The 12,864-nt window shown below is 42.6% G+C and carries 8 protein-coding genes; 5 read left to right on the plus strand and 3 right to left on the minus strand.

What is annotated here, in order from left to right; all coding sequences use genetic code 11:
• Positions 1-94: 94 nt before the first annotated feature.
• Genes ACTS60_RS09095 through ACTS60_RS09105 form a run of 3 tightly spaced genes read right to left on the minus strand, consistent with a single transcriptional unit; the run spans position 95 to position 5,805 of the window.
• A complete protein-coding gene (locus ACTS60_RS09095; protein ID WP_440887977.1) occupies positions 95-2,749 on the minus strand; it encodes an MlaD family protein in 2,655 nt (884 codons plus the stop codon).
• Positions 2,746-3,987, minus strand: coding sequence for a PqiA/YebS family transporter subunit (locus ACTS60_RS09100; RefSeq protein ID WP_440887978.1), 1,242 nt, complete (start codon positions 3,985-3,987; stop codon positions 2,746-2,748). Before ACTS60_RS09100 ends, ACTS60_RS09095 begins: the two co-directional genes overlap by 4 nt.
• Before the next feature lie 21 nt (positions 3,988-4,008).
• On the minus strand, positions 4,009-5,805 hold the full coding sequence (locus tag ACTS60_RS09105) for an ABC transporter ATP-binding protein (RefSeq protein WP_440887979.1): 1,797 nt from the start codon (positions 5,803-5,805) through the stop codon (positions 4,009-4,011).
• A gap of 87 nt (positions 5,806-5,892) precedes the next feature.
• Here ACTS60_RS09105 and ACTS60_RS09110 point away from each other — a divergent pair, with 87 nt between their 5' ends.
• The 5 genes from ACTS60_RS09110 (at position 5,893) to pepN (ending at position 12,816) form a co-directional block, all read left to right on the plus strand.
• Positions 5,893-6,366, plus strand: a complete 474-nt coding sequence (locus ACTS60_RS09110; protein WP_440887980.1) for a GAF domain-containing protein — start codon at positions 5,893-5,895, stop codon at positions 6,364-6,366.
• A gap of 97 nt (positions 6,367-6,463) precedes the next feature.
• The gene (gene proQ, locus ACTS60_RS09115; protein WP_440887981.1) at positions 6,464-7,090 is read left to right on the plus strand and encodes an RNA chaperone ProQ; all 627 of its coding nucleotides are present in this window, start codon (positions 6,464-6,466) and stop codon (positions 7,088-7,090) included.
• A gap of 17 nt (positions 7,091-7,107) precedes the next feature.
• Positions 7,108-9,102 (plus strand): carboxy terminal-processing peptidase, encoded by a 1,995-nt coding sequence (gene prc, locus ACTS60_RS09120; RefSeq protein ID WP_440887982.1) that lies wholly within the window; start codon positions 7,108-7,110, stop codon positions 9,100-9,102.
• A gap of 209 nt (positions 9,103-9,311) precedes the next feature.
• Entirely contained in the window at positions 9,312-9,977 is a 666-nt protein-coding gene (locus ACTS60_RS09125) for a hypothetical protein (protein ID WP_440887983.1), read from the plus strand.
• 232 nt (positions 9,978-10,209) lie between these two features.
• Positions 10,210-12,816, plus strand: coding sequence for an aminopeptidase N (pepN, locus tag ACTS60_RS09130; RefSeq protein ID WP_440887984.1), 2,607 nt, complete (start codon positions 10,210-10,212; stop codon positions 12,814-12,816).
• Positions 12,817-12,864 lie beyond the last annotated feature (48 nt).

A 12,864-nucleotide genomic window follows, 5' to 3' on the forward strand; every position in this document is an offset into this window, starting at 1 on the left:
GCGACTCAGAAACGAATAGTCATGCGGCGATGAGTCATAAAAAAAGAGCAGCGATTGCTGCTCTTTAGATGGTGATGATGACCGCTTCTCGCGATTAAGGTTTTGGAATGGCGGTGCGCCATTTTGCCCAGCGCTCGTCTGCTTGAGGGTACAAAAAGAATGATTGACCATCTTTTGCCGCAGGTGGAATTTGCGACTGTTCTGGAGTAGAGAAAGCGATACCGCCACGAACTAAGCTATCAAATGTGCCTGCTTTGATGTTCGCGCCCGTAATACCAATTGATACATCTACACCTGAGACATTCCAGAACACACTATTTTGACGAACAAGGTAAGCGTATTCAGGTTGTATCTCAATCTTAGTGACAATACGATCCGCAAACTCGCCAAGACGAACATCAGTCACGCTGCCGACTTCCATTTGACGATATAGAATTGGGGTGCCAACCTGAACTGAACCTCGCTGCTCACTTTGAAGTGTGAACGAGATGCCTTGTTCTGCTTGTCGACTTTTGGCTAAATCAAATTTGAAATTTGCAGCACCATCGCCTGGTTCTACGCTGATTGATTTTGAGACTAAAGCACCTAAGTTTTTCACGCCACCTAACCCGATCTCGGGTTCAGTTAGCCAGAAGTGTGAGCCAGCAACTGCAACGTCTTTAACAAACTCAGGAAGAATTCGAGCGGTTACGTCGATATGCTCTTGCTTAAAGTTAGGCACAACTAGGGTAACTTCACCGACTTTTACCCCTTGGTAATTAATCGGCATGCCTTTTGTTACTTCTTGGGTCCCATCGGTGACGAGTTCAATAAGTCGTCCAAACTTACGAGCTTTATTTTGGTCATCATAAAGTTTCCAGTTTTGTCCTATTTTATTCTCAATTCCCGGAATGGAATCGAAAGCAATACCACCTTTGATAAGTGTTTTTAACGGATGGGCTTTGACGCTAATACCGGCCAATGATGCTTCAACCTCGACTCCAGAGCGGTTCCAAAATACCGTTTGGTTTGTAAGTAGGTGTGCATAGCGATTTTCAATCGTCGCTTTCACAATGACACCGCCATCAACAAGGTTAAAGTCCGAGATACTTCCGACAGGAAGGTTACGGTAGAGTAGAGGACTGCCTTTTGAAATAGGAGGAAGCTCGTTGGCAAAGAGAGATAAAGTTTGCGACCCTCTTTGATTATATTTTGCCAATTCAGCAAGAGAGGCACTTTGGAACAGTTGATATTCGCTAGTGATGGACTCTTTCCCTTCACTAACAAAACTGATTGAACCGGTAAGAAGCTGCTTTGCTGGTGGTACGGTGACGCTTAACCCAGATTCAGTTAACTCAGCAGAAGCACTACCAGTAACATAGAAGCGGTTATTCGATTTGATTAAGTGCTTAAATTCATGGTCAATGAGTGCATCCATAAACACTTCGTGTTTAACTTGTGTAGCGCTCTCTTTATCCAGCAAGCCAACGTTAATTACCGAACCTACTACGATACCTTTATATAAGACATTCGCCCCTTTATCTAAACCAAATGAGTTGTCTGATACTAAGCGAATGGCGATAGACTTTTCTTGCTGTTGATTAAAAACTGTTTTACGAATAGCACTGAAACGACGAGCGCGATCACCTTGCTCTGGGACGATGGTCAGGAAATTACCGCGAACTAGGTTAGTGATATTTTCCACCCCAGAGAGTGACACTTTCGCTTCTTCTAAGATGAACTTTGTATTTGTTGTTAGCATGTCACTAAACGCTGGCTGAATCGCAGCAGAGGCTAGAATTAACTCTCTACCCTCAGATAGCCCCAAGTCTGTGATTTGGCCAATCTCAATGCCGCGGTACATGATTGGTGCGCCTTCACCGCTAATATTGTTGTCGTCGGGTAGTGCGATCTTAATCGGAATACCTCGACCAGCCGTTTTTAGATCGCGATACAGTCTGAACTGCTTGTTTTCTTCTACTGGTTCACCATCATCCGGGGAATCAACGGCTATTGCCCCACCAAGAAGGGCGCTCATGCTCTCTAAGCGAACATCTACGCCATCAAAACCGATGCTCGCACCAATACCACTCACATTCCAAAAGCGACTTCGGTTATTAATAATGTGTCGGTACTGCTCTTGAATGTTGGCATGGATCGAAATGGATTTTGCGTCTTCATTTAACTGGTAGCTGTACACTTCGCCGATAGGGATCTTTTTATAGACAATCTGAGACCCAACCGACACGCCACCCAAATCCTTACTCTTGAGTATGATATTAAGACCTTGAGTGACGCGAAGATCAGTAGGTGCCGAATCTAAAGCATGAAATGTGGTTTCATATTCTTTGCTATTGCCTGGTTGAATAGAAATATAGTTACCAGAAACTAAGGCGTCTAAGCCGGAGACACCAGACAAACTCGCTGTTGGTTTAACTAGCCAAAAGCGAGTGTTTTCATTTAAGAGCTTTGTCGCTTCTGGATATATATCGGCATCTACGTAAATATTACTGAGATCTTCTGATAAGTTGATGTCTCTAACGATACCAACTTCTAACCCTTGATATCGGATCGTCGTTCTGCCCGCTACTAATCCCGCAGCGTCAGAAAAGTAAATTTGTACTCGTTGACCTGCATCGTGAATGGATTTAACCACTAACCAGCCGGCAAGTACCATGGTAAGAATAGGTAATAGCCAAAGAGGAGACAGGCCAATACTTTTCTTTACGTCAGGGGAGTAAGAATTTTGAGAACTATTCTGAACACTCATTTATGAACTCTTTTTTTATAGTCTGGAGCATTATCCCAAATAAGCCTTGGGTCTATGCTATCTGCTGCGAGCATAGTTAAAACAACTACTATTCCAAATGCGACTGCACCATAACCTGGTGTGAAATCTAAAATCTGTCCACGGTCGACGAGCGTCATCATTATTGAAATAACGAATAAATCCATTACTGACCATTTGCCAATCCATTTTACAGCGAAGTAAACCATCATACGCTGTTTATGAAACACAGAACGTTTGAACTTGATGCAAAGCAGGATATAGGCCAAACCTAAAATCTTAATCACAGGGACGATGATACTAGCGACGAAAATAATGACAGCAATGCCGTACATGCCATTTTTAACTAATCCAGCAACCCCTGAAAAGATTGTGTCTTCTAAACGTCGTCCATTTGTGATCAAGATAGATATAGGAATTAAGTTAGCGGGGAAGATTGCAATCGTCGCTGCAATTAAGTACGCCCACGTTTTTTGAATGGAGTTTGGTTTTCTATGATATAGCGCATGATGGCATCGTTGACATTTATCACCTTCGGGCTGTGAAAGGTGACACTCATGACAATGAATATCTTTGTGCTCGAAGTGAAAAGCTCGTTCTGGTTGCCAGGCTTCCCAATATCGACGGACGCTGATACGGGTGATTAATAATACAGTAAATAACTGAAGGAGAACTAAGCCAATAAGCCCAGGACCAACGAAAATATCTGAGTAATCTTGCAGCTTAAAACATGAAATAGCGATGCTAACAAGAAATACGTCAATCATAACCCAATGCTTTAGGTGTTGAACAAGCCAAAGTGAGATTCGTATACCGTTAAACCAGTGAAGCTTCATCGATGCATGAGCGACGACAACAGAGCTACATACGATAAATGGAGCTAGAGAACTACAAAAAAGAATTAAAAGTGACAGTGCAACGAAACCTTCATCCATTAACGTAATCATACCTGCTGGTAGGGTTGCCGGGATCATGACCCCAACTAAACGAATACTGATGAAGTCAAAGAAGTGGGAAGGGATGAACAGTAATAAGCAAGTGACGGCAATTGCTAAGTTCCCAGAAAGGCTAGGAGAGCCTCCACGATAAAGCTGCGTGCCACATCGAGGGCAATAGGCGTGCTTCCCTCTAGGTAGAAGGAGGGTATCGACAGGTAATTCGCAGCCCTGACATAGTCTGACATTATCAGGGTTATTCGCATGCTTACCTAGAGAGGTCATAATGACCTCTCTACGATAATGCTAAACGTGGGATTGAACTCCCCCGTATAAAGTTTGGTACAAACCTTCTTGTTCAACTAACTCACCATGCGTGCCCGACTGGGTGACCTTTCCATCTTCAAGTACGTAAATTAAATCAGCTTGTTTTACTGCAGACAGTCTGTGAGCGACTATCAAGGTAGTTCTGCCGTTCAAAAACTCTGTCAGTGCCTTATGAAGGGCAGCTTCTGTAGCTGTGTCTAATGCTGATGTTGCTTCATCAAGTATTACAAACTGTGGGTTACTTAAAACCATGCGAGCTATGGCCAGTCTCTGCCTTTGCCCACCAGATAATCGGATGCCGTTTCGGCCGATTTGAGTATTTAAACCGTTATCTAACTGTTTCATTACGTCTTGTAACTGAGCGACTTCTAATGCGCGCCATAAAGACAGCTCATCGAAGTCACCACCAAGCGTGAGATTATGCCTTAGCGTGTCGTTAAATAATATAGGTTGCTGTAATACAACGGCAATTTTATTACGAATCACATCGAAGCTTATGTCTTCACTTAGTTCATCATTGAAACGTATGTTTCCCGAGTTCTGTCGATAAACGCCAATCAATAGCTGGATCAGAGTAGATTTACCGCCACCAGAAGCACCAACCAGAGCGACTTTTTTGCCCGGTGGGATATGCAGTGAGAGGTTATCCAAAACTTTGACCTCACTGTTGTATGAAAAATCAACATTCTCGATTTTAACATCAACTTCTTGGTCTTTCTTGAAAGGATTTACCTTAGAAACAGGTCTATGTTCTTCCTCAAGTTCAAGAAGGTCATTGATTCGCTTTAGGGCTGCTTTTGCGCTGTACCAAGAAAACTGAATACCTAATAGCTCTTGTACTGGGGACAACATAAACCAAAGATAACCAAACACGGCAAAAATCTGACCAATGGTGAGATCACTGAACATCACCATAAGCATTGCGACGGCACGGAAAAGTTCAAAACCGATTAAGAAAAGAAGAAAGGATACACGACCTGCGGCTTCTGATTGCCATGCGTACTTGTCTGCATCAATACGGACTTGGTCAGCATTGAGCTTTAACTGCTGAAGAAATTCACGCTCTTTGTTTGCCGCTCGAAGTTGATAGATACCATCTAAAGTTTCAACTAATCTGTTTTGGAAAACTTCGAATGAATGGTTCTCTTTACGCTTGAGATGTTTAACCGTACTTCCCAGCTTACGAGAAAAGTAGATAACGATAGGGTTTACTAAAAGAATGAACAAACCAAGGCGCCAGTCTAACCACAAAAGAATGATAGCCGTACCAATGACGGTGAGTAAGCTAATAACAAATTTAGCTAACGTAGAACCAATAAACTTATCTATGGTCTCGATGTCAGTGATAAGGTGAGCGTTGATACCACCACTGCCTTTTGTCTCGTATTGACGAATACTGATTCGACCTAGCTTATCGATCATTTTGCTTCTCATTTCATAAGTAATTGTCTTTGAAACAAGAGTAAACTGGCGGCTCTGCACGATATTCAGCGCTTGACTGGCAGCACGCATAAGTACAACAAGGAATAGAGTAAAGAAGATATAACCCGTCGGGGTATGCCATGTTTCAGGTAAAACGATATTCATGGCAGCCAACCCCGAAGCTGGCTTATCGAGCAACACTTCATCAACCATAAGTGGCATTAGAAGCGGGATAGGAACACTAATCAGAGTTGCTAAAACCGCAATAAAGTTAGCCAAGACCAGTTTTGACTTGTGCTTTTTTGCTTGAGTTATCAACCAAGAACGGCTAATAGTGTCATTTCGTGAAGTCATTGTAATGAGAATAAGTCCTATTAAATTTTAGGCAAGCATTGTATTCACTAATAATGGAAGCCTCAACAGAATAATTTGGAAGTTAATATGACCATAGAACAATACCAAACACTTACCAAACAGGCGGTTGCACTTATCGAGTCAGAACCGGATCTAATTGCGAACCTTGCGAATATCAGTTCCCTTCTTTTTATGGAGCTAGAAGACCTAAATTGGGCGGGATTTTATCTGACTCAAGGAAACGAGCTTGTGCTTGGTCCATTTCAAGGTAAACCCGCTTGTGTACGTATCCCAATGGGGCGCGGAGTCTGTGGGACTGCGGCACAAACAAATACTGTACAAAGGGTATACGACGTACATGAATTTGAAGGTCATATCGCGTGCGATGCAGCAAGCAATTCAGAAATAGTTTTACCATTTACGATAAATGGGGTAGTGGCAGGCGTACTTGATATTGATAGCCCAAGTATTGGTCGTTTTAATGAAATTGATGAGCAAGGCCTCACACATTTCATGTTAGAAGTAGAAAAGCTGCTTAATTCGCACGCTAACGACGCATAAATTCGCCCTCGAGTGTGGTTTTTCCTTGGCATGTCACTATAATACGAGAATATTTTTCTTAATGCTTCGCGGAAATCCGCTCAAATCAGGAACCCTCATGACTGAAAAGTTAAAAAACAGCAAAGAAGTTATCGCATATATTGCTGAATGTTTCCCTAAGTGCTTTACTTTAGAAGGTGAAGCAAAGCCTCTGAAAATTGGTATTTTTCAAGATCTTGCGGAACGTCTAAATGAAGACGAAAAAGTAAGCAAAACTCAGCTTCGTGCAGCGTTAAGACAGTACACTTCATCATGGCGTTACCTACACGGCGTAAAACCTGGTGCAGTACGTGTTGATCTAGATGGTAACCCTTGTGGTGAGCTAGAAGAAGAACACGTAGATCACGCTAAAGCAACACTAGCTGAGAGCAAAGCAAAAGTGCAAGCTCGTCGTAAAGAGCAAGCTCAAAAGGCTCGTGAAGAAGGTAAAGCGAAGGCAAAACCTGCGGCTAAAAAACCTCAACAGCCTCGTCGTACTAACAAACCAAAAGTACAAAAAGAAAGTAAGCCTGTAGAAACGCGCGCACTCAACGCTGATGAAATCACAGTTGGCAATGCAGTAAACGTGAACATGGGCAAAGGAAACATGGCAGCGACCATTGTTGAAGTCAATAAGGATGATGTACGTGTTCAACTTGCTAACGGCCTACAAATGGTTGTAAAAGCGGAGCACTTGCGCGCATAAGGGAGATACTCCTACGCATGAATTGCCGTTCAAAAGTGACCCTGATTGCTGCTAGCTTAATGCTAGCAGCTTCAGCTCAGGCTCTAGAAGCCAAACTAAACAAAGATGACTTGCCGGTTCTCGCTCCTGAAGTTCAGCACGAAACAGCCAGCAAACGTGTAACATCTCGATTCACTAGATCTCACTATAAGCACTTCAATCTTAACGATGATTTCTCTAAAGCGATCTTTGAACGCTATGTAGAAATGCTTGACTACAATAGAAATATTTTTACTCAAGCAGATATCGACTCCTTTAAAGATTGGTCAATTAGCCTTGATGACCAGCTCAAAGCTGGTAACAACAAGATTGCATTTGATGTTTATAACCTTTCAATGCAGAAACGTTTCGATCGTTTCGCCTACGCACTGACGCTACTTGATAAAGAAATCAAGTTTGATACTGATGAGTTTATCGAACTAGATCGTTCTGAAGCCGCTTGGCCGAAAGATGAAGCTGAACTGAATGAACTTTGGCGTAAGCGCGTTAAGTACGATGCTCTAAACCTAAAAATGACTGGTAAAGAATGGCCAGAGATTAAAGAGGTATTAGAGAAGCGTTATAACAATGCAATGAAACGTATTACGCAAACTCGCAACGAAGATGCTTTCCAACTTTACATGAACGCTTTCGCTCGTGAAGTTGATCCACATACTAGCTACTTATCTCCCCGTAACGCTGAACAATTCCAATCTGAAATGAACCTGTCACTAGAAGGGATTGGCGCTGTACTTCAAATGACGGATGACTATACCGTTATTCGATCTTTAGTGGCTGGTGGACCAGCCTCGAAGAGTAAACAGCTAGGCGAGGGTGACCGTATTATCGGTGTTGGTCAAGATGGCGAAGATGTTGTCGACGTAATTGGTTGGCGTCTTGACGATGTAGTTCAGTTAATCAAAGGTCCAAAGGGAACCAAAGTTAACCTACAAGTCTTGCCTGAAGGTAAAGATGCAAAGAGTTACGTTGTCACTATTGTTCGTGATAAGGTTCGTCTAGAAGATCGCGCAGTAAAATCTGAGATCATCGAGAAAGATGGCAAGAAAATAGGGGTTCTTGAAGTCCCTAGCTTCTATGTTGGTCTTTCTAAAGATACAGATAAGCTGCTATCTGAACTAAAAACAAAAAACGTTGATGGCGTTATCGTTGATCTGCGTAACAACGGTGGTGGTGCATTGACTGAAGCAACTGCATTAACAGGTCTCTTTATTAAAGAAGGTCCAGTTGTGCAAGTTCGTGATAGTTATGGCCGTATCAAGGTGAATGCGGATACCGATGGCGCAGTTAGCTACGATGGTCCTCTTACAGTTTTGATCAACCGCTATAGTGCTTCGGCGTCTGAGATCTTTGCGGCAGCAATGCAGGATTACAACCGTGCAGTCATTCTTGGCGAAAATTCTTTCGGTAAGGGTACTGTACAGCAGCACCGTTCATTGAATCATATCTATGATTTGTTTGATAAAGAACTGGGCTATGTTCAATACACGATTCAAAAGTTCTATCGCATTGATGGTGGCAGTACTCAGAACCGTGGTGTAGCACCAGACATTGCTTATCCAACTCCGGTTGAGCCAAGTGAAACAGGTGAAAGTGTTGAAGATAATGCACTGCCTTGGGATAGCATCGATAAAGCAAAATATCAGACTTTCCCTAGCAACGATACACTTGTTACTGAACTAACCGAGCTTCACAACAAACGAATCGCTGATGAAATGGAATTCCGCTTCATCAAAGAAGATATCGAGAAGTACCGTAAAGAGAAAGACGATAACTTGTTGTCTCTTAACGAGAAAGTTCGTGAAGAAGAGTCTGATAAAGCGGAAGCTCTACGTCTAGAACGCATAAATGAACGTCAGGCTGCTATGGGTAAAGAACCATTCAAGACGTTAGACGATGTGCCAAAAGACTATGAAGCTCCAGATGTTTATTTAGATGAGTCTGTGGCAGTTATGGTAGACATGCTTAAGAGCTAAGTATTCAGTCATAACGACTAGCAATTCAGAATATAAAGAGTGAGTCATAGTGACTCGCTCTTTTTTTATGTGCTTTTACTGCAACGTTTGTATGAAACACGACGATTACTGCTCTTAATTTTCACTAATAATTTACGTGATCTAGATCAAATGTTTCGCCAAACTGAGATCTAGTGCCTAAGCTAAAAGAAAACGATAAGGATGCCGTTATGAAATGGTTTGTTGTTGTACTTAGCTTATGCTGCTTCAGTACTTTTAGTGCGGAAATAAATAAAGAAGACGAACTCAGTCATTTTGATACACCTTTTCTCATTGGTGATTGGTATTTAATGAATCCTAACCCTGACGACTCTGCTGAAAACTTCAGAGCCATTAAGCTGACTCTAGGTTCGGATTATACGTTTTCAATCGACATTCAAAAACAAGACTACTCAATCGACCATTGGGAAGGGATGTACAACGCTAACGAAGATACTATTGTCCTGGGCTTGAACACAGACCAACCGCAAATTTATGCATATCGGAATAATCATAATACGCTCGATTTAAATGGAGTGACCTTCACCAAGGGCTTGTCAAATGCTTTAGCTGGGATCTGGTCAAGTTCGCAAGTAGGTGGCGATGGAATGCTTGCCAACAACATCAACCAAATGGACTTAATACTACAACCGGACTTTGTGTTTATGTTCCGAGTCTCGAATGAGGCAGGTGAGGAATCGGTCAAGCAGGGTGTTTTTTATACTGAGGGAGAACATTTAGTTCTTTTGTATGAGAACGGTGAGCATGGCACTCGTTATAAATTAAATCAAAATAGCTTAACAATTGAGGACTCTAACGGAGATATGTACGCGGTACTTAACCGAGTAACACCGTAAGAAAAATACTACAACTATTTCGTGCGCTTTGATTAATAGTGAAATGTTCTGATGTTGATTAAATGTTAAACGGAAAGCGGAGCTAAGCCACTAAAAGCTCCGTTTTTTTATAGAAAGACTTGTATTCTGATACCATAACCCCTACAAATAGCTTATATCGTGATACCAGCATGAGGTGTTTGAGCCTCAAGTCCTGGTATTTTTGTGGTTATATATACAAGGATTTATGGACATGTCTCAAGCTCCCCAAGCGAAATATCGCAAAGATTATAAGGCGCCATCTCATACCATTACGGATATCGATTTGACCTTCGATCTTTATGACAACGACACGATCGTCACAGCAATATCAAAAGTAGTTCAGAAGGGTGAATCAACCACTTTAGAACTTGACGGTGAAGGGCTAGAGTTACGCTCCGTAAAAGTGAACGGTGAAGACTGGGCTCACCATGAAGTAAAAGAAACTTCATTAGTTATCACAGATCTTCCTGCAGAATTTGAATTAGAAATCATCACTAAGATTGACCCTGAAGCGAATACTGCTCTTGAAGGTCTATATAAATCAGGTGGTGCATTCTGTACACAATGTGAAGCTGAAGGCTTCCGCCGAATTACTTACTATCTAGACCGTCCAGATGTATTAGCAAAATACACTACCAAAGTCATCGCTGATAAAGGCGAGTATCCATTCCTACTTAGTAACGGTAACCGTATTGCAGAAGGCGATGCAGAAAACGGTCGTCATTGGGTTCAGTGGCAAGACCCACATCCAAAGCCTGCTTATTTGTTTGCGTTAGTTGCTGGTGACTTTGATGTTCTACGTGACAAATACACGACAACATCTGGCCGTGAAGTTGACCTAGAAATCTTTGTAGATAAAGGCAACCTTGACCGTGCAGGTCATGCAATGACTTCGCTTATCAACTCAATGAAGTGGGACGAAGATCGTTTTGGTCTTGAGTATGATCTTGATATCTACATGATCGTTGCGGTTGATTTCTTTAACATGGGCGCGATGGAAAACAAAGGTCTAAACATCTTCAACTCGAAGTTTGTCCTTGCGAATGAAAAAACCGCGACTGACCGTGAATACCTTGGTATTGAAGCGGTAATCGGTCACGAGTACTTCCACAACTGGACGGGTAACCGCGTGACTTGTCGTGACTGGTTCCAACTGAGTTTGAAAGAAGGCCTAACGGTATTCCGCGATCAAGAATTTTCATCTGATTTAGGTTCGCGTGCAGTAAACCGCATCGACAACGTTCGTACTATTCGTGGTCCTCAGTTCGCGGAAGATGCAAGCCCTATGTCGCATCCAATTCGTCCGGATAAAGTTATTGAGATGAATAACTTCTACACGCTAACTGTGTACGAAAAGGGCAGCGAAGTTATCCGTATGTACCACACGCTACTTGGCGAAGAAGGCTTCCAAAAAGGCATGAAGCTTTACTTCGAGCGTCATGATGGTACCGCGGCAACGTGTGAAGATTTCGTTTCTGCAATGGAAGACGCAACGGGCGTTGACCTTAAGCAGTTCCGCTTATGGTACAGCCAGTCTGGTACGCCAACACTTCGTGTAAACAGTGAATACAATGCGGAAACAAAAACTTACGCACTAACGGTTGAGCAATTTACTGAAGCAACGCACGAACAATCAGAAAAACAAGCGCTACATATTCCATTTGATATTGAGCTATACGCACAAAACGGTGACGTGATTCCCCTGGTTATCAACGGTGAATCGGTACACAACGTCCTAGACGTGAAGCAAGACAAGCAGACTTTTGTATTCGAAAACGTCGCAGAACAACCAGTGCCATCATTGCTTCGTGAGTTCTCTGCACCAGTTAAATTGGAATACGATTACAGTGATGATGAACTGATTTTCTTGATGAAGCACGCAACGAACGATTTTGCTCGTTGGGACGCTAGCCAAATGCTACTCGCGAAATACATTCGTCAAAACGTAGCCAATGTTCAAGCGGGTGGTGAGGTTAAATTATCTGAAGACTTAATCGATGCATTCCGAGGCGTGTTACTTGATTTGAATCTTGAACCTGCGTTTATCGCACAAGTTCTGTCTTTGCCTTCAATCAACGAAATCACAGGTTGGTATAAGCAGATCGATATTGATGCGGTAGATACTGTACTGAATGGCATTACAGTGTCACTTTCTAAAGAATTAGAAGATGAACTGAGTGCGACTTACCACGCATTGAACCAAGCAGAGTACAGCATTGATCACAATGCTATTGGTAAACGAGCTTTGCGTAACCAATGTCTGCAGTTCTTAGCTTACACTGAAAAGGGTAACGAGCTAGCGAAAGCACAGTACGAGTCATCAAACAACATGACAGACACTATCGCAGCAATGAGTGCTGCGAACAGTGCTCAACTTGAATGCCGCGAAACACTCATGGCGGATTACAGCGACAAGTGGAAGCACGATGGTCTGGTTATGGACAAGTGGTTTGTTCTTCAGGGCAGCAACCCGGTAGAAAACGCACTTGGTAAAGTGAAAGAAACCATGAGCCACGAAGCGTTTAGCTTGAAAAACCCGAACCGTACGCGTAGTTTGATTGGCTCGTTCTTGAACGCAAACCCAGTTCGCTTCCATGATAAGTCTGGTTCTGGCTACAAGTTTGCGGGCGAGATCCTTCGTCAGTTGAACGATAGCAACCCACAAGTAGCGTCTCGTATGATCGATCCTCTGCTGAAGTTCCGTAAATACGATGAAGGTCGTCAAGCGCTTATTCGTGCAGAGCTTGAAAAGCTTAAAGCGATGGACAATCTAGCGAAAGACTTATTCGAAAAAGTGACTAAAGCACTAGACGAATAATCGACAAAAGAATAGGGTGGTCATTACGATCACCCTAGTTTTTTGTTC

The sequence above is a fragment of the Vibrio sp. WZ-1 genome (assembly GCF_052037695.1).
Classification (GTDB): Bacteria; Pseudomonadota; Gammaproteobacteria; order Enterobacterales; family Vibrionaceae; genus Vibrio.

Bases quoted from the DNA above. Each gene is read 5' to 3' on its own strand.
- ACTS60_RS09100 (WP_440887978.1), bottom strand. From the start codon at position 3,987: ATGACCTCTCTAGGTAAGCATGCGAATAACCCTGATAATGTCAGACTA.
- ACTS60_RS09110 (WP_440887980.1), top strand. From the start codon at position 5,893: ATGACCATAGAACAATACCAAACACTTACCAAACAGGCGGTTGCACTT.
- prc (WP_440887982.1), top strand. From the start codon at position 7,108: ATGAATTGCCGTTCAAAAGTGACCCTGATTGCTGCTAGCTTAATGCTA.
- ACTS60_RS09105 (WP_440887979.1), bottom strand. From the start codon at position 5,805: ATGACTTCACGAAATGACACTATTAGCCGTTCTTGGTTGATAACTCAA.
- ACTS60_RS09125 (WP_440887983.1), top strand. From the start codon at position 9,312: ATGAAATGGTTTGTTGTTGTACTTAGCTTATGCTGCTTCAGTACTTTT.
- ACTS60_RS09095 (WP_440887977.1), bottom strand. From the start codon at position 2,749: ATGAGTGTTCAGAATAGTTCTCAAAATTCTTACTCCCCTGACGTAAAG.
- proQ (WP_440887981.1), top strand. From the start codon at position 6,464: ATGACTGAAAAGTTAAAAAACAGCAAAGAAGTTATCGCATATATTGCT.
- pepN (WP_440887984.1), top strand. From the start codon at position 10,210: ATGTCTCAAGCTCCCCAAGCGAAATATCGCAAAGATTATAAGGCGCCA.